The sequence below is a fragment of the Akkermansiaceae bacterium genome (assembly GCA_019634595.1).
GTDB lineage: Bacteria > Verrucomicrobiota > Verrucomicrobiia > Verrucomicrobiales > Akkermansiaceae > Luteolibacter.
Genome location: JAHCBC010000002.1, coordinates 599,769 through 615,784 on the forward strand (window position 1 = coordinate 599,769; position 16,016 = coordinate 615,784).

Genomic DNA, 16,016 nt, shown 5'->3' on the forward strand with positions numbered 1-16,016 from the left:
GGGAATTGAGAAAAAAGGAGGGATTCCCCTCTCTCTCTTTGATAGATCGTAACTTATTCGTTTTCAGTTCATGCTGAGTCAACTCGCCTCCTTCTTCCCCGTCCAAACCATCATGAAGAGGCCTATTCTCCACTTTCGAACGCTAATGGGCCTCCGTATCCTCGTCCTCCACTACGACCGGCGGCATCCCTCTCACGGGCTGAAACGAAAATGACCTGCGGCCAACCTTCCCTCATGGCCGAGTGCCCTTTGTTCTCCGTAATATTTCGACCAATTTAGCCATTGCCGATTGAGATTGAATCTCTCAGAGAGAATTTTCATATTTTCGTTAATCCGATATGGGAACTGCCGAGTTCCCTTGATAACACTGTTCGCCACATACATGAACTCCCCACACGCTTCCTTCCCTAAAGATACGGACCATGGTGTTGAGTGGCATACCTCGACAGATGGAAACCAAGCAGGACCATTCACTAGAGAAGAGATACACGATTTAATCGAACAACGTGACCTTTCCCGAAATACGCTCGTCTGGAACCGGGATCTTCCAGATTGGCTTCCTATTCTGAGCAGCGAGTTTGTAACCTTTTTCTCTACGCCCCCTCCTTTACCAAGCTCTACCACTAAACGAGAAAACACCGATAAGAAGTCATCCGGCAACAGCAATAAGATTCTCTCGCTCATTGGATCGGGATCTCTACTTTTGATTGCCGTTCTCCTGAGCCGATCATGTGGTGGTATGATTGGACAAAAAGCTGCCGAGAAGCATCTCGCAGATAGAAATAGAAATTCCATTCCTTCCAATCGCCCTTCCGGACCCGATCCTTTTGATTTGAGCGTGGAATCCATGCTTCCACAGATTGTTACTGAGATGAATGAGCGCCTCCCTATTAACGTGGATCGCGAGACACGTTTAGATCGACTATCAGCAGGTCCAGGGAAGAAAGTCACCTACCACTATTCTCTAATAAATCTTAGAATTTCTCAAATCGACGAGGGATCGTTTATACCACAACTGAGGGAGCAACTTGTAAATGGATACAGAAACGAGAAGGGAATGAGTTACTTTCGAGATAATGATGTCTCAATGGATTTTAAATACACAGACCCCGATGGCGCTTATTTCACAACAATCTCCGTAGGACCAAGTGACTTACGCTGAACCTCAATATCAAGATCCTGCAACTTGCGAATAAGTCGGTGGAGGCAACCGGCTAAAGCCGGTGCCTCACTCTGACGTTAGGCAGAACCATCAAGACGACAACTTATGAACGACGCGCTGATTACAGCCATAGCGACTGCACTCTTGGTCTTTGTGGGATTGGTTCAAGCTTGGATTTTATCCTCACAGAAGCGGCAAGTAAGGCTTCAGCTGATTACGGAATACCGAAAGCGATGGCAAGATAGTTACGAGGACTGGGCCAAGGTAGTTTTCATCGGGCACGGCCCAACCGAATTCTACCAGATCGTTGACGAAGCCTCTGCAAAAATACTTCAAGACAAAATCCAGTCTTCGGGCATGAGTGGACCGACTATTTGGGCCCTCGACAGCATTCGATCTGCATGTGGAGTAATGAGCGATGTTTCAATGCGCATAGTCCAGGGACAGCTTCATATTTCCGATGTATACCCAGTATTTGGGACAGAATTACTACGTCACAGCCGCCCTTTACGGAAGATTCTCGACTCTGACTACCGAGACGACTATTTTGACGAACAATTATCTCCCGAGCACTCGAAGGTTCGAAACGAGTTGCAAGATTGGTTGATTTATCACGACGGATCTCGGCGACGATGTCTGATTCTACTTGATTTGCTATGGGCTGAAGCGACTCGCCTAGAAGATTTACCTCCTTCTGATATTCGAAGTGCAGCGGAAGCAAAAATGAAAACTGGATACATCAATCGAACGCGTGTCTTCAGAGAAGCAATTCGACTAAACGGTGTTGTTTATATTTTTATGGCATGGAGATTGTCTAGATTCTTGTGCCGCGCCGAATATAAATCTCAATGGAATCGCTTGGGAATTGACAGGAGAAGACTTGATATCTTGGAATCAGCGTGGACCGAACGCCTACTTCGCAATCATCAAATTCAATCAAGCCATAACCAATAAGAACGGGTTCAAGGGTGAAGTGCAACGGAGTAAGTTCGGTTATGTCTTTTCCTCGACCCGTTTTTATCCGTAAGCTTCGGGAATTGTCTTGGGAAAGAGATTCCGCAGGCTGATCAAGGGTCGGGGCGGCGGGATTGCCTGCGCTTCGCTCCGGCCAAGCGAGGTGCGGCTTCGCCGGAGTTTTTTCCGAAGATGCTGCGAGCATCCGAAAGCTTTCGAACCCGGCTCCGCTTTGCTGCGCTTGGGTTCTCATCCCGCCTTGGGTGGAATGGGCGGGGGCGCGTTGCAAGATAGGAGGCGTGCTTCCCCACTGATGTTGTTTATTGGTCGGGGCGGCGGGATTCGAACCCACGGCCTCTTCGTCCCGAACGAAGCGCGCTACCAGGCTGCGCCACGCCCCGACACTTTGGGCTGACTTCTGGTCGGAAGTATCCCGGCCCAAATCTTGGAATTTTCGCCGCTGGTGCAAGCGGAAATTTTGATGAGATCACACCGGGCTTCCGTTCGCCCTGCCGTCGTCTCCGGTGAAGAAGTGACGCAGCGCTTCGATGGCTCCCTGGGCGTGGGAAGTGGTGCAGGGATAGCCCCCGGTGGCGGCGATTTTGCGGCGGATGGCCTCGACGGCGTTCGCCGGGCAGGCGGCCATCCTGGCGTGGGCGGGGTCGAGCATCTCGAAGTCGTTGTGGCTGTCGCCGATGGCGAAGCACCGGTCCGCTCCGAGGCCGTTCAGACGGGCGATCTCGGAAAGGCTGCTGCCTTTCTGGTAGTCCCGGTGGCCGAAGCGGAGGTAGATGGAGTTGCGCTGCCAGCCGAGGCGTGGTTCCGCCGCCGCCAACGGGGTGATGCGGCCGAGGATCCATTCCATTTCCTCATCGCTCTGGGAGATGATGCCGGCAGGGTCTCCCTGCAGTTCGATCCATTGTGCGCCGGTGTGTTCCTCGACTTCCTTGCGGATGGCCTTGAGAAGCTTCTTCGTGCTTTTGAAAAGCCGGTGGATTTCCTTTTCGCAGGTCTTGTTCCATTTCTCATGGGGCAACCAGCGGCCGAAAGGGTTGGGGAAATAGATCTCTCGTTCCCGGGCAACAACGTAGTCGGGAAGAAACGGAAAGCGGCTTTCGATGAAGCCCTCCACCATCTGCGCCATGGAGCGCCCGGTGTTGATGCCCCACACCGCACCGTGCGTCCCGCGCAGCGACTGGATGAGCGTGAAGAACTCCCCGGGCACCGGAGGCTCCGCCGCGGGGTCGTGGAGGGTGCCGTCGAAGTCGAATGACAGGATGACGGAGGGGGAGATGGGTGGCAGGGCTCGCATGGTGGGACGCGCTCAAACGTCGATGGCATCCACCACGCTGTCCACGATGGAATGGAGGATGTCCGTGGAGAGGCGGTCTGCCAGCCCGGAAAGCGTGCGGCGCACGCCAAGCAAGGAGAAGAACGCAAGGAACAAGCCTGCGAGGGCTTCGATCATCCGGACCCATTCTTCGTCCGACGGCCAGCCGGCGCAGGCGGATACGAACAGCAGCACCGCGGCAACGCCCATGGCGATGCGGGCGAAGGCGGGCAGGACCTGCACCTTCAGGGAGAGGATTTCCTCCGGCTGGAGGGGATGGTGGAGCTTTCCCGATTTCCTGATTCCCGCCTTGACCGCACGGCGGCGGATGGCCTCGACCCGGGCGGCTTTCATCGTCGGTGTGGGGATGCTACGGCTCAATCGACCGGGCGGCCTTTGCGGGCGAGCCAGATGGGCTGCATGCGCGGCCGCTTTGCATTGGGGGAGACGGGCACGGCGTGTTCCGCCACGTCGAATCCCGCCTGTTGCAGGCGCTTGTAGATGGTCGCGTGCGGGCGGGAGCTGGCGATGGCCAGCAGGCCGCCGGGCTGGAGTGCCTGATAGGCGGAGGAAAGCCAGGAACGGTCCTCCGGCCACGGGCGGTTCTTGGAATTGAGGGGGGCGGCATCCATGTGGATGAGGATGGCGTGGAGAGTGCCGCTCTGGCGGGCCAGCGCGGCGGGTCCGGCATCCGTCTCCAGGGAGACGCGGGCGTCGGTCTTGAACGCGCCGTCCGGGATGTGACGATGATGCCACGCGGGGATTTCCGGCAGCGGCTCGATCACGGTGAAAGTGCCCCGCTTCTGTGGCAGTTCTTTGGTGATGGCATCGAGGGCCTGGCCGAGCCCCAGGCCGATCAGCCAGATCTTCGGCTGACGGGCGGGGCGGAATGGTGCAGCGGCAAGGAATGCCAGCTCCTTTTCCGCGGCGGCGGTGGAGGGGCCGCAGATCTGCTGGCCGTGGACTAACAGATAGAGCCGGCCGTCATGCTCCTGGAGCAGGAGGTTGGTTCCGTCCTGCAGGGTGGTTTCTTCGAGGTTGTTTCTTGGCTTCATCGAGCTTGCGGCTTGCTTTCTTGGTGTGGTTCTAGTAGATGGCGGATACTATGTCCACAGAACCTGCTACTCCAGTTCCCGGAGCTGAAAAAAAGTTGGTCGCCGGCCTGCTCGGGATCTTCCTCAATTGCCTCGGGATCCACAAATTCTATCTCGGTTATAAAAAGGAGGGTTTGATCATGCTGCTGGTCAGCGTTCTTACCTGCGGAATCGGGGCCGTCGTCATGTGGCCCATCGGTCTTATTGAAGGTATTATCTACCTGACCAAGAGCGATGCGGAGTTCGTCGCCACGTATGTCACGGGCCGCAAGGGCTGGTTCTGACGCCCTCCGTGGCTGTTCCGGTTTTTGACATGACTTCCAAAATGAAAACCCCGGCCGGGTGGCCGGGGTTTTTCGGTATGGGTTTTTCAACAACGGATGTTTCCGCGGATCAAAGGCTGGCTTTGAGGACGGAGGATGGCTTGAAGCCGACGGACTTGGAGGCGGCGATCTTCATGGACTCTCCGGTCTTCGGGTTGCGGCCTTGGCGTGCGGCGCGCTTTTTCACCTCGAAGGTGCCGAAACCGATGATCTGGACCTTCTTGTCTTTCTTGACGCCCTTGGCGATGGAGTCGAGGACGGCCTCGACGGCTTCGTCGGCGGCGCGCTTGGTGACGTCTTTTCCGAGGGCTTTCTGGACGGCTTCTACGAGTTCGGCTTTGTTCATGGCAGACGTGTTTGTGAGAACGGGCCGGAAAATTGGCAAGAGAAAAGCTGATAGGCTGCGGGAGAATTTTTCCTAGAGCCTGCTTGACTTTCAGGGGGGGACGGACGTATGCGCGGACCTCCGGGCCGGGCGGGGAGGGCATCGCGCGGGATGGCGTGATTCTGTTAGATTCTGTTAGATTGGCTCATGCCGCGGAACATGGGGCCTGCTTGACCGCGGGTTTAGCATGCGGGGATGAAGGGAGCGCCGGATGGGCCTGACATCCTGGGCCGCGGGGTGTCCGCCGTCCTGGCGGCGGCGCGCGCGGTTCCGGAGCCGGAGGAGCTGGATGCGGAGCTCGCGTCCGCGGAACGGGCGGCGGCCAGGGGTTATTTCCTGCCTGACGAGGATGAGGCGGTGCGGCTACGGTATTTCCAGTACTTATCCGTCCGCGGCGCGCTGCTGGTGACGCTGGAGGACCTGGCGGTGGCGGCGGGGGACGGCGGCACGGACTGGCGGGGACGGCTGCCCGTGTTCGTGACGGCGTTCGCGGCGGCCTGCGTGCTCATGCGTGCGTCCGGATACGTGGTGAGGCTGGCGAAGGACCGGCCTGTGGTGTGGAAGAAGCTGGATGAGGGGGGTGCGGCGGCTGGCATCCCGCGGAAGACGTTCACCGCATTGTACAAGTCCGTCTCGGCCCGGAGGAATTGGCAGCGTTTCATCGCGGCGGCGGATTTCTATTTCAGGAACAGGGAGGAGATCAGGTCCCTGGCGGGAGATCCGGTGGTGGGGCGCATGGTCGCGCTGCTGGAGAAAGAGGAACCCATGATCGAGCGGCGGCGGAGCGAGGCGCTGAAGCGTTTCTTTTCCTACCGTTGGTTTTCCTTCCTGCGGCGTCACCGTTCCGCGTGGCGGCAGGTGATGTACGGTCTGTTCAAGGTGTCCGGCAGCGCCATCGCGGAGCTGCGGCAGCCGGGGGTGAAACCGGCGGGTGCGCCAAAGCGGATCACCTCCGGATTGCGGGAGGAGATCCTGGCGAAGGCAAAGCCGGGGGATGTCTTCGTGACCCGGCATGACGATGCGGTGAGCAACCTGTTCCTGCCGGGATTCTGGCCGCATGCCGCCCTTTACCTCGGTTCCTCCCGGGAATTGGAGGAGCTGGGCATCCTCCCCGGCCTGCCGGATGACGGGAGCAAGTGGTTCCTGGAGGCGAAGAAAGACGGCGTGAGGCTCCGTGCCTGCTCTGAAACGCTCGCTGTGGATGCTTGTGTGCTGCTGAGGTCCCCGCTCGCACCGGAGGAGCTGGCGGCCGCGGTGAAACGGGCGTTGCTCCATGAAGGGAAACCGTACGATTTCCTGTTCGACTACCGTTTCCAGGATGTTGTGGCCTGTACGGAGGTCATCTATCGTGGATTCCATGGGGTGGGGGTAGTTGCTTTTCATCTGGAGGAGGTGGGCGGGAGGCTCTGCCTGCCGGCGGAGGAGATGCTGAACCAGGCCTTGGATGCTGGTTTCAAAGTCATTGCGGCGGCGGGCTTGGGCGGAGGGAAAGTTCTGGCCGGGATCAAGGCGGAAGTGGCCTTCCATGGCAGTCGCCAGCCATTATAAAGTTATGTTAAATAACTGGGATTCAAACGTTTGTCCGAGCTTGTGAAAAATTTCACAAATAGGCCTTGCGAAAGATCTGGGCGTTATCATATGACCCACGCGCCCGACGCAATCGGGCTCACCACATGCGATTTTTCCTCACCTCATCGGCTGTCTGGCTCACAGGCCTCGTCTCCGCTTCCGCGGCTGCAGGTGGTCACCACGTTCTCCCGCTCGACGCGCAGCGGCTCCATGAGACCCTCCCGATCAACAACTCCATTCTGATGGTGTGGCTGGCGGTTGGATTGATCGTTCTGTTCTGCAAGGCTGCCACCCATAAGCTCGCCTTCATCCCTGTCGGTATCCAGAACGTGGCGGAGTGGGCCATGGAGTCCCTCTATAACTTTCTGGAAGGCCTGATGGGCGCGCACCTGATCAAGCGCACCTTCTGGTTCTTCGGCACGATCTTCTTCTTCATCCTGACCTCGAACTACCTGGGCCTCATCCCCGGTGTGGGAACCGTGGGACAGCACCTAGTGGATGCGCAGGGCAACCACGTCGGGTTCCTGCCATGGCTGCGCGGCGCCAACGCCGACCTCAACATGACCGCGGCGATGGCCTTTTCCTTCGCTGCCCTCTGGTTCTACTGGGCGGTCACCGAGAACGGCGTGAAAGGCTTCCTTTCCCACATCTTCGCGCCGAAGGGTGTCAGCGGCATCCTTTTCTGGCTGATGGTGCCTCTCTTCTTCTTCGTCGGCATCCTGGAGGTTGTCTCCATCGGCATCCGTCCGGTCGCCCTCAGCTTCCGTCTCTTCGGCAACATCTATGGTGGTGAGCAGACTCTGGAGGCGCTCATGGCGCTGGTCCCCATCAAGTGGCTCCACTTCCTGCCGGCGCTGCCATTCTACTTCATGGAGCTTCTGGTCGGATTCGTCCAGGCGCTCGTCTTCACCCTTCTCTGCGCCATTTTCCTCAAGCTGATCTGCGACCACGGCGATCACGACGAAGCGCATCACTGAAAAATTTCAGTGGTCTGACCATGGCAAAGACCGTGGGGGCCGCCGGAAACCAACATCAAACACAACACAAGATAATGTTTACCAAAGCATTCGCAGTCGCCGCCGCAGCAATCGCCGGTGGTATCGGTATCGGTCTCCTCGGCGCAAAGGCCGCTGAAGCCACCGGTCGCAACCCAGGTGCAGCCACTCCGATCCTCGTGATCTCGATCATTCTGGCCGCTCTTATCGAGGGTATCTTCATCCTCTCGGCCTTCGCTGTTCCGTTCTAAGTATTGCAAGTCCGCACACGCCCGATGAGGGCGTGTGCGGCACCCTTCTCCGCCGAACCCTCACGATATGAATCTCCTGCTCGCCGCCGCCGCTGACAATCCAAACGTCCTGGAAGGAATCTCCAAGACCTTCGGTTTGAATGTGCCTTTCTTCGCCGCCCAGGTGGTGAATTTCATCCTCGTGATCTGGGTGCTGAAGAAGTTCGCGTTCGGCCCGATCCAGCAGATCCTCAACGAGCGCCGTGAGCGGATCATCGCCGGTGAAGAGAAAGTGAAGCTCATCGAGAAACAACTCGCCGAGTCCGAAATCACCACCGCCGCCGCCATCGCCAAGGCAAACGAGGACGCATCCCGCCTCATCAACGAAGCGAAGGAAAGCTCCGCTGCATTCTCCGCCCAGAAGACCCAGGAAGCCATTGCTTCCGCCCAGCAGATCCTCGCCAAGGCTGAGACCGCCGCCCAGGCCGAGCGTGCCGCCATCAAGGCGGAACTCAAGGCGGAGTTCGGCCGCCTGGTGGCCGCCACGACCTCCCAGGTCACCGGCAAGGTCCTCAACGACGACGACCAGCGCCGCATCAACGACGAGGCGCTCGCCAAAGTCGAAGGCTGATCTTCCTCCACCCTTTCCGCCGCGCCTTCATGAAAGTTTCGAAAACCGCCGCCACCGCCGCCCGCCGCCTGTTCGGCCTCAGCCACACCGACGGCAGGCTGGACAACAACAAGCTGCGCACGGTTTTCACCCGGCTGGCCGAGGACAAGCCGCGCGAGTACCGCGCGATCCTCGCCGCCCTCCACCGCCTGGTCCGTCTCGATGTCGAGAAGCGCAAGGTGACCGTGGAAAGCGCCGTCGAACTGGACACCATCACCCGCCAGCGGGTCTTCAACGATCTTGCCCGCAAGTATGGCAATGATCTGGATGTCCAGTACCTCATCAACCCCGTCCTCCTCGGAGGACTCCGCATCCGCGTCGGTGATGACGTGTTCGACGGTTCCGTCCAGGGCCGCCTCGACCGCCTCGCCAAAGCATTCTGATTTCCGACCCTTCGCCACCGCCAACCAGACCCGTCTCCCATGAGCAGCATCCTCCAAGAACTCGAACAACAGATCGCCGGCATCACTTCGTCGGTCGAAAAAACCAATGTCGGCATCGTCCGCCAGGTCGGTGACGGCGTGGCGAAAGTCGAAGGTCTGTCCGACGTCTCGCTGAACGAAATGATCGAGTTCGACGGTGGTGTCACCGGCATCGCGCTCAACCTTGAGGAAAGCGAAGTGGGTGTCGTTCTTCTCGGCGACTACTCCGCCGTGACCGAAGGCGCGGAGTGCCGCAGCACCGGCAAGCTCCTCTCCGTTCCTGTCGGTGAAGCCCTCCTCGGCCGCGTGGTCAACGCCATCGGCCAGCCGATCGACGGCAAGGGTGAGATCGCCGCCTCCGCCAACTACCCGATGGAGAAGATCGCTCCGGGCATCATCAAGCGGAAGTCCGTTTCCGTCCCGGTGCAGACCGGCATCATGTCCATCGACGCGATGATCCCGATCGGCCGCGGCCAGCGGGAGCTGATCATCGGTGACCGTGCCACGGGCAAGACCACCATCGCGGTGGACACCATCATTTCCCAGGCGATCCAGAACAAGGCCGCCGAACAGGGCAAGCTGCAGAACCACAAGCCTCTGTATTGCATCTACGTCGCCATCGGCCAGAAGCTCTCCAACGTCGCCCGGACCCAGAAGATCCTCGAAGACGCCGGCGCGATGGAATACACCACCATCGTCTCCGCCTCCGCTTCGGACGCAGCCGCGATGCAGTTCCTGGCTCCCTACGCCGGTTGCGCCATCGCCGAATACCTCATGGACAAGGGTCAGGACTGTCTGATCGTGTTCGATGACCTTTCCAAGCACGCCGTCGCCTACCGCCAGGTGTCCCTGATTCTCCGCCGCCCATCCGGCCGCGAAGCTTATCCGGGTGACGTGTTCTACCTCCACAGCCGCCTCCTCGAGCGCTCCGCCCGTCTCTCCGAGAACGCCGGTGGTGGCTCCCTGACCGCGCTGCCGATCATCGAGACCCAGGCCGGTGACGTTTCCGCCTACATCCCGACCAACGTGATCTCCATCACCGACGGTCAGATCTTCCTGGAAACCGACCTCTTCTACCAAGGCATCCGCCCCGCGATCTCCGTGGGTCTCTCGGTGTCCCGCGTGGGTTCCGCCTGCCAGACCAAGACCATCAAGTCCGTCGCCGGTACCACCAAGCTGGACCTCGCCCAGTTCCGCGAGCTGCAGGCCTTCGCCCAGTTCGGCTCCGACCTGGACGCCTCCACCAAGAAGAAACTCGACCGCGGTGCCCGCATCGTGGAGCTCTTCAAGCAGAACCAATACAGCCCGCTCTCCATGGAGCTGGAGTCCGTGTATCTCTTCGCGATGCAGAACGGCTACTTCGACGACGTCGCCGTCGCCGATGTGAAGCGCTTCCAGCTCGCCCTCGGTGAATTCCTCACCACCCGCAAGAGCGAGCTCCTCGACAAGATCCGCAACGAAAAGCCGGATCTCAAGAAGGACGCGGCCTCCGTGGACGCCGTGAAGCAGGCCATCGCCGACTTCAAGACCTCCTGGAAATAATACGTCTCCCAGTTCCCCGGTTCCCCGCTTCCTGATTCTACCTTTCTCCCAAAATGGCAAACCTCCGCGACATCCGCCGGCGCATCAAGTCGGTCAAAAACACCGCGCAGATCACACGCGCGATGCAGCTTGTCGCAGCCGCCAAGATGAAGAAGGCGCAGGACCAGGCGCTGGCCGGACGTGACTACGCGACACAGCTCAACGGTGTCCTCCAGGACATCAGCGAGGGCTTCAGTGAGACGACCCACCCGCTCCTGGAAAAGCGTGAGGGCAACCGCGAGCTGGTCCTGGTGATCTCCACCGACAAGGGTCTCTGCGGACCGCTCAACACCAACCTTTCCCGGAAGCTCCGCGATTCGGTTTCCCCGGACGCGGACTACGTGACCGTCGGCCGCAAGCTGCGCATCATGCTGGAGAAGCTGGGCAAGGACATCATCGCCGACTTCTCGGTGAAGGACCCGGTTCCGTTCGCGGACGCCCGTGCCATCGCCAAGCTGCTGGCAAAGCAGTTCCTCGACGGCAAATACGACAAGGTCTCCATCGCCTACACCAAGTTCGTCAACACCCTCAGCCAGACGCCGGAAGTCGTCCAGCTCCTGCCGGTGGAGCCGCCGACCGGATATGCCGACGCGACGGATACCAACGAGTATCTCTTCGAGCCGACCACGGAGGAGGTGCTGGGTGCGATCCTGCCGCTTTACGTGAACTTCCGCGTGTTCCAGGCCCTCGTCGAGTCCCGCGCCTCCGAGCACTCCGCACGGATGGTTGCCATGAAGGCCGCCACCGACAACGCGAAGAAGTTCATCAAGGAACTCACCCTCGAATACAACAAGCTCCGCCAAGGCGCGATCACCGCCGAGCTGCTTGAGATCACCACTGCCATGAAGGCCATGGAGTAAGGAAGTTTATCAGTTGCCAGTTTTCGGTTTTCAGGGAAAACCGAACATTGTCAGCCGCTCCCGATCCACCTGCCCCTCCTGAAAACTTCGAACTGAAAACCAGCCAACTCCATCTTCTCCCTCTCTTCCCATGAGCAACCAAGGAACCATCGTCCAGATCATCGGCGCCGTCATCGACGCGGATTTCTCGAAAGCCGCCAAGCTGCCTGAAATCTACAACGCGCTGGAAATCCAATACGTCCTCAACGGTGTGGACACCAAGCTCGTGCTCGAGGTGCAGCAGCACCTTGGTGACGGATGGGTGCGCGCGGTCGCCATGTCCACCACGGACGGCCTGAAGCGCGGCATGGCCCTCACGGATACCGGCAAGGCCATCGCCGTGCCTGTCGGCAACCAGGTTCTTGGCCGTATCTTCAACGTGACCGGTGACCTCGTGGACGAAAACGTGCCGCTGGCCGACGCGAACTTCCGCTCCCCGATCCACCGCCCCGCGCCGACGCTCACCGAGCAGTCCGCGACGGCCGAAGTTCTTCCTACCGGCATCAAGGTCATCGACCTCATCTGCCCGCTGCTCAAGGGCGGCAAAGGCGGCATGTTCGGTGGTGCGGGCGTCGGCAAGACAGTCGTCATCATGGAGCTCATCAACAACATCGCGAAGGCGCACGGTGGTTTCTCCGTGTTCGCCGGTGTCGGTGAGCGGACCCGTGAGGGCAACGACCTCTACTGGGAAATGATCGAAGGCAACGTCATCGCCACCGAAAAGGACGAGAACGGCCACGTGAAGCTCAACGCCGACGGCACCCCGGTCCTCGCCGAAGGATCCAAGGTGGCCCTCTGCTACGGCCAGATGAACGAGCCTCCGGGTGCCCGTCTCCGCGTCGCGCTCTCTGCCCTGACCATGGCCGAGCACTTCCGTGACGAAGCCAACCAGGACGTGCTTCTTTTCGTTGACAACATCTTCCGTTTCTCCCAAGCCGGTTCCGAAGTGTCCGCGCTTCTCGGCCGGACGCCGTCCGCCGTGGGTTACCAGCCAACCCTCTCCGAGGAAATGGCCGGTCTCCAGGAGCGGATCACCTCCACCAACAAAGGCTCCATCACCTCCATCCAGGCGGTGTACGTCCCTGCGGACGACCTTACCGACCCGGCTCCGGCGAACACCTTCGCCCACCTTGACTCCACCGTCGTTCTTGAGCGCTCCCTCGCTGAGCAGGCGCTCTTCCCGGCCGTGGACCCGCTCGCCTCCACCTCGAAGGCACTCGCCCCCGAGATCGTTGGTGAAGAACACTACCGCGTCGCCCGTGGCGTCCAGCAGGTGCTCCAGCGCTACAAGGACCTCCAGGACATCATCGCCATCCTTGGTATGGACGAGCTTTCCGACCAGGACAAGCTGAGCGTGTTCCGCGCCCGGAAGATCCAGCGCTTCCTCACCCAGCCGTTCCATGTGGCGGAAGTCTTCACCAACGTCCCCGGCGTGCTCGTCTCCATCGAGGACACCGTCAAAGGCTTCGCCGAGATCCTCGACGGTAAGCTCGACACCGTGCCGGAAGGCAACTTCTACATGAAGGGCGGCATCGACAGCGTCGCACGCGACTAATCATCGGGTTTGCTGGTTTTCCAGTGTCCGGCTTTCAGGAAGGGATTCCCGGGGCCGGACCTGAAAACTGAAAACTAGGAACTGAAAACTTATCCATGTCTCTTCACCTCGAAATCGTCACCCCTGAGAAGAAGATCTTCTCGGACTCCGTTGATAACGTCTATCTGCCAGGTGCGGATGGCGAAATGGGCATCCTGCCCCAGCACGCGGGGCTGGTGACGGCTTTGAAGGCCGGTGAGCTTCGCTACCAGAAAGGCGGCGTCACCTCCACCTTGGCGATCGGCTCCGGCTTCGCCGAAGTGGACCAGAAGAAAGTCATCGTCCTGACGGACTCCGCCCTCGGTGAGGACGAGATCGACGAAGCAGCGACCGAAGCCGCCATGAAGCGTGCCGAGGAACAGCTCGCCGGTGTCGAACACAACCTCGACGCCGAGGAGGTTGCCCACCTGCAGAACGTCATCGCCCAGGCGGCGGCGGCCCTGCACTTCAAGCGCAAGCACCGGAACTGATTTCCGGAAAGCGGAAGATTCGAACAAAGGCGGCGGTCATCACGACCGCCGTTTTTGTTTTGGGGTTGTCGCTGAATGTTTGATGGAGATGGAGAGGGACTCCACCAGGTGCGGTCATGATCTGGTTGTTGGAACGCAGGTCCGGCATTCACATTTTTGGTGCCGATGGATTTGGGGATCTTTCCGTGAACCGCATCGGACACGACCCGGAAATCACTCGTGTCCCAGCGCCTCGCGCAGCTCCTCGTTGAGGCGGAGTGCGAGGGTCCGTTCATAGGTGAACTTGTAGCCGGGATCCCGGGCATCGATAAGGAATCGGTCCTGCGCGGTCCAATGATCGTCTTCTGCTTTGAACACTTGCATCAGGGCCATCGCCCAGATCATCGCCATGCCGAACATGGGTATCAGAATCCGCACCATCGTGGCGCCGTTCACGCGATCGGTCATCGTGCCGAACGGCCCCCTGAAAAATATAACCAGCAACCAGATCACGCAGGCTATCACCGGCAGGGCCATCATGCATGCGGCCGTTTTCCCGAAGCGTTGGGCTTCCACCCACCAACCGACGAGGGGAATATGCAAGAGGATGCCCAGCAGGCAGAGCCAGCCAATCCATGAGGTTCGGGACTGTCCCAGTCCGAAGACCCTGCCGAGACGATGGAGGCGCCAGCGCGTTGTCAGAACCGTGAGGGCAACCATTGCGAGGAAAAGGTCGATGAAATGTGCCGTTGGCAGGAGGTAATAAGTGCCGGTCAGATTATACTCGCGGGCACCCAGCGGGGTGAGCCTTGAAAAGGCGAGTACATACAGTGTTGGAAGGACGCAGGAGATACCCGCAATGATCGCCAGATCCTTCCAGCCCACCAGGCGGCTCATGCGGGTTCCGATCAACCGCACCGTCCGTGATGCGATGGCGCGGTGAAGGAGCAGGAGTCCGGCGCAGAGGCCGGAGAGAGTCCAGATGCCAAAGCACAGAGCGCGGGAGAAAAAGGCATGGTCGGCGTAGGTTCCGGGCAGGAGTTCGCCCAAGCGGATGTCAGGTGGCTCCTTTGCGCGGAAATGTGAAAATTCGATCAAATGCTGTCCGATCGGGAGTCTGATGGCCAGAGGGCCGCGCAAGTCTCGTGTCTTCTCCCTTTGGCTGATGAACTCGCGGCGGTCCTCCAGCCGTCTGTTCACTTCCCTGAAACGGGCGGCTTCCTCCTCCAGGCCCAGGACTCCGGCCGCGGTTTCCATCTGTCCGGAGATCCTTGTGATTTCCGTCTGCAGAATGATCGCCCCGAGGATGGTGGGATCATTGTCGGCCAGACGTTGCCGGATCATGATTTCCACGGCAGTGGCCAATTCCAGAAATGCCTTGCGGTCACCAGTGGCTGCCAGCCGCTCGGCTTCCGCTGAAACTGCCTGACCCAGACCATTGAGCTGGAAGGTGGTGAAGCCGGGAAAAACAAAAAATCCTGAATAGAAGCGCTCTTCCCGCGTGCTCCATGGTAGCAGTCCCATGCGTGCTTCGCTCATCTCACCCACACGGCTGCGGAAGTCCGGCTTCCGGCTTCCTTGCATCATCAGGCGGATGGCTTCCGCCAGCTTGGCTTCATCGTTGATTTTCCAAGCCACGGATTTGCCCGCCTTGATCTCCGCGCGGGTCCTCGGGATCTCTTTGACGATGTCCCGCGCCTCGCGCGCCGCTCTGAGATAGTCATAAAGTGAGTTGTCCGGATCGAACTCGGCCGCAAGTGATTCGAGGTCCGCCGGGAGCGATCCCTTCTCATTGGAGTGGACTGTCACATACTCCGCGAGAAACACAGGATCTGACGACGCCATCCGACGGAAAGTCTCCAGCCGCTGGTCAATGGAGACGTTCGACAGCGGTCCGAACAAGAGGATCCGATCCTGTTGGGACCACGGTTGCTCCTTCAGCTTCTCCAGGGCTCTGGCTTGCGACTTTTCATAATTGATCCAGATAGTTCCGTTAACCAACTGCCTGTAACCGTAGATATTGAGCGCATGGGGTATCGCAACGGCGATGCTCACAAGAACCACTAGTCCCGCGAGAATCCACCGCCATGGAGTTTTTGATGGATGGTGGTCAACCTCATTGAAGCGATCCATTACTTGCCGGATGATCCCCTGTCCCTGTTCGCGCAGGCATCCCCGCAGTTCACGGTCCGCCGCCAACCGCAGCTCCAGATCCGGAATTCCCCTGACCACGGTGGAGATGAGGTTCTCTGTGTCGTCCGGCATGGAGGGAAAGTTATGCCGTCGCCTTCCAATGATGAAAAGGCCAATACGGAATGTACCACGGTGCGCATGACGATGTCCGCCAAGCTGGTCCAGT

The 16,016-nt window shown here is 59.3% G+C and carries 17 protein-coding genes and 1 tRNA gene; 12 read left to right on the forward strand and 6 right to left on the reverse strand.

Annotation, left to right across the window (positions count from 1 at the left end; all coding sequences use genetic code 11):
• Positions 1 to 382: 382 nt before the first annotated feature.
• Positions 383 to 1,162 carry a DUF4339 domain-containing protein gene (locus tag KF712_08325; GenBank protein ID MBX3740982.1) on the forward strand — a complete coding sequence of 260 codons (780 nt, stop codon included), beginning with the start codon at positions 383 to 385 and terminating at the stop codon, positions 1,160 to 1,162.
• Between the two features lie 105 nt (positions 1,163 to 1,267).
• The gene (locus tag KF712_08330; GenBank protein MBX3740983.1) at positions 1,268 to 2,116 is read left to right on the forward strand and encodes a hypothetical protein; all 849 of its coding nucleotides are present in this window, start codon (positions 1,268 to 1,270) and stop codon (positions 2,114 to 2,116) included.
• 324 nt (positions 2,117 to 2,440) lie between these two features.
• On the opposite strand, the gene KF712_08335 is transcribed toward KF712_08330, so the two are convergent.
• The 4 genes from KF712_08335 to KF712_08350 form a co-directional block, all read right to left on the reverse strand.
• Positions 2,441 to 2,517: transfer RNA gene (locus KF712_08335), tRNA-Pro, on the reverse strand.
• Between the two features lie 86 nt (positions 2,518 to 2,603).
• Positions 2,604 to 3,428, reverse strand: a complete 825-nt coding sequence (locus KF712_08340; GenBank protein ID MBX3740984.1) for an HAD hydrolase family protein — start codon at positions 3,426 to 3,428, stop codon at positions 2,604 to 2,606.
• 12 nt (positions 3,429 to 3,440) lie between these two features.
• The gene (locus tag KF712_08345) at positions 3,441 to 3,800 is read right to left on the reverse strand and encodes a hypothetical protein (GenBank protein ID MBX3740985.1); all 360 of its coding nucleotides are present in this window, start codon (positions 3,798 to 3,800) and stop codon (positions 3,441 to 3,443) included.
• A gap of 23 nt (positions 3,801 to 3,823) precedes the next feature.
• Positions 3,824 to 4,501 carry a hypothetical protein gene (locus KF712_08350; GenBank protein ID MBX3740986.1) on the reverse strand — a complete coding sequence of 226 codons (678 nt, stop codon included), beginning with the start codon at positions 4,499 to 4,501 and terminating at the stop codon, positions 3,824 to 3,826.
• Between the two features lie 50 nt (positions 4,502 to 4,551).
• Between KF712_08350 and KF712_08355 the strand changes: the two genes are divergently transcribed.
• A complete protein-coding gene (locus KF712_08355) occupies positions 4,552 to 4,824 on the forward strand; it encodes a TM2 domain-containing protein (protein MBX3740987.1) in 273 nt (90 codons plus the stop codon).
• 109 nt (positions 4,825 to 4,933) lie between these two features.
• On the opposite strand, the gene KF712_08360 is transcribed toward KF712_08355, so the two are convergent.
• The gene (locus KF712_08360) at positions 4,934 to 5,209 is read right to left on the reverse strand and encodes an HU family DNA-binding protein (GenBank protein ID MBX3740988.1); all 276 of its coding nucleotides are present in this window, start codon (positions 5,207 to 5,209) and stop codon (positions 4,934 to 4,936) included.
• A gap of 234 nt (positions 5,210 to 5,443) precedes the next feature.
• Between KF712_08360 and KF712_08365 the strand changes: the two genes are divergently transcribed.
• The 9 genes from KF712_08365 (at position 5,444) to atpC (ending at position 13,678) form a co-directional block, all read left to right on the forward strand.
• Complete coding sequence (locus tag KF712_08365) at positions 5,444 to 6,796, forward strand: hypothetical protein (GenBank protein MBX3740989.1); 1,353 nt, start codon at positions 5,444 to 5,446, stop codon at positions 6,794 to 6,796.
• A 125-nt stretch (positions 6,797 to 6,921) separates the two neighbouring features.
• Positions 6,922 to 7,794 (forward strand): F0F1 ATP synthase subunit A, encoded by an 873-nt coding sequence (atpB, locus tag KF712_08370; GenBank protein ID MBX3740990.1) that lies wholly within the window; start codon positions 6,922 to 6,924, stop codon positions 7,792 to 7,794.
• 74 nt (positions 7,795 to 7,868) lie between these two features.
• Entirely contained in the window at positions 7,869 to 8,063 is a 195-nt protein-coding gene (locus tag KF712_08375; protein ID MBX3740991.1) for an ATPase, read from the forward strand.
• A 67-nt stretch (positions 8,064 to 8,130) separates the two neighbouring features.
• Positions 8,131 to 8,673, forward strand: a complete 543-nt coding sequence (locus KF712_08380) for an ATP synthase F0 subunit B (protein ID MBX3740992.1) — start codon at positions 8,131 to 8,133, stop codon at positions 8,671 to 8,673.
• Between the two features lie 29 nt (positions 8,674 to 8,702).
• On the forward strand, positions 8,703 to 9,095 hold the full coding sequence (locus tag KF712_08385) for a F0F1 ATP synthase subunit delta (GenBank protein MBX3740993.1): 393 nt from the start codon (positions 8,703 to 8,705) through the stop codon (positions 9,093 to 9,095).
• 39 nt (positions 9,096 to 9,134) lie between these two features.
• The gene (atpA, locus tag KF712_08390) at positions 9,135 to 10,676 is read left to right on the forward strand and encodes a F0F1 ATP synthase subunit alpha (protein ID MBX3740994.1); all 1,542 of its coding nucleotides are present in this window, start codon (positions 9,135 to 9,137) and stop codon (positions 10,674 to 10,676) included.
• Positions 10,677 to 10,729: 53 nt separating this feature from the next.
• The gene (atpG, locus tag KF712_08395) at positions 10,730 to 11,575 is read left to right on the forward strand and encodes an ATP synthase F1 subunit gamma (GenBank protein ID MBX3740995.1); all 846 of its coding nucleotides are present in this window, start codon (positions 10,730 to 10,732) and stop codon (positions 11,573 to 11,575) included.
• A 130-nt stretch (positions 11,576 to 11,705) separates the two neighbouring features.
• Positions 11,706 to 13,169, forward strand: coding sequence for a F0F1 ATP synthase subunit beta (gene atpD, locus KF712_08400; protein ID MBX3740996.1), 1,464 nt, complete (start codon positions 11,706 to 11,708; stop codon positions 13,167 to 13,169).
• Positions 13,170 to 13,264: 95 nt separating this feature from the next.
• Positions 13,265 to 13,678, forward strand: a complete 414-nt coding sequence (gene atpC, locus KF712_08405; protein MBX3740997.1) for an ATP synthase F1 subunit epsilon — start codon at positions 13,265 to 13,267, stop codon at positions 13,676 to 13,678.
• A gap of 213 nt (positions 13,679 to 13,891) precedes the next feature.
• Here atpC and KF712_08410 read toward each other — a convergent pair whose 3' ends face one another.
• On the reverse strand, positions 13,892 to 15,922 hold the full coding sequence (locus KF712_08410; protein ID MBX3740998.1) for a hypothetical protein: 2,031 nt from the start codon (positions 15,920 to 15,922) through the stop codon (positions 13,892 to 13,894).
• Positions 15,923 to 16,016 lie beyond the last annotated feature (94 nt).

What these genes read in the sequence shown, in the direction of transcription:
- KF712_08340 (MBX3740984.1), bottom strand. Translation starts at nt 3,428, where the DNA reads ATGCGAGCCCTGCCACCCATCTCCCCCTCCGTCATCCTGTCATTCGAC.
- KF712_08375 (MBX3740991.1), top strand. Translation starts at nt 7,869, where the DNA reads ATGTTTACCAAAGCATTCGCAGTCGCCGCCGCAGCAATCGCCGGTGGT.
- KF712_08360 (MBX3740988.1), bottom strand. Translation starts at nt 5,209, where the DNA reads ATGAACAAAGCCGAACTCGTAGAAGCCGTCCAGAAAGCCCTCGGAAAA.
- atpB (MBX3740990.1), top strand. Translation starts at nt 6,922, where the DNA reads ATGCGATTTTTCCTCACCTCATCGGCTGTCTGGCTCACAGGCCTCGTC.
- KF712_08385 (MBX3740993.1), top strand. Translation starts at nt 8,703, where the DNA reads ATGAAAGTTTCGAAAACCGCCGCCACCGCCGCCCGCCGCCTGTTCGGC.
- atpC (MBX3740997.1), top strand. Translation starts at nt 13,265, where the DNA reads ATGTCTCTTCACCTCGAAATCGTCACCCCTGAGAAGAAGATCTTCTCG.
- KF712_08365 (MBX3740989.1), top strand. Translation starts at nt 5,444, where the DNA reads ATGAAGGGAGCGCCGGATGGGCCTGACATCCTGGGCCGCGGGGTGTCC.
- KF712_08330 (MBX3740983.1), top strand. Translation starts at nt 1,268, where the DNA reads ATGAACGACGCGCTGATTACAGCCATAGCGACTGCACTCTTGGTCTTT.
- KF712_08345 (MBX3740985.1), bottom strand. Translation starts at nt 3,800, where the DNA reads ATGAAAGCCGCCCGGGTCGAGGCCATCCGCCGCCGTGCGGTCAAGGCG.
- KF712_08380 (MBX3740992.1), top strand. Translation starts at nt 8,131, where the DNA reads ATGAATCTCCTGCTCGCCGCCGCCGCTGACAATCCAAACGTCCTGGAA.
- KF712_08355 (MBX3740987.1), top strand. Translation starts at nt 4,552, where the DNA reads ATGTCCACAGAACCTGCTACTCCAGTTCCCGGAGCTGAAAAAAAGTTG.
- atpD (MBX3740996.1), top strand. Translation starts at nt 11,706, where the DNA reads ATGAGCAACCAAGGAACCATCGTCCAGATCATCGGCGCCGTCATCGAC.
- atpA (MBX3740994.1), top strand. Translation starts at nt 9,135, where the DNA reads ATGAGCAGCATCCTCCAAGAACTCGAACAACAGATCGCCGGCATCACT.
- atpG (MBX3740995.1), top strand. Translation starts at nt 10,730, where the DNA reads ATGGCAAACCTCCGCGACATCCGCCGGCGCATCAAGTCGGTCAAAAAC.
- KF712_08325 (MBX3740982.1), top strand. Translation starts at nt 383, where the DNA reads ATGAACTCCCCACACGCTTCCTTCCCTAAAGATACGGACCATGGTGTT.
- KF712_08410 (MBX3740998.1), bottom strand. Translation starts at nt 15,922, where the DNA reads ATGCCGGACGACACAGAGAACCTCATCTCCACCGTGGTCAGGGGAATT.
- KF712_08350 (MBX3740986.1), bottom strand. Translation starts at nt 4,501, where the DNA reads ATGAAGCCAAGAAACAACCTCGAAGAAACCACCCTGCAGGACGGAACC.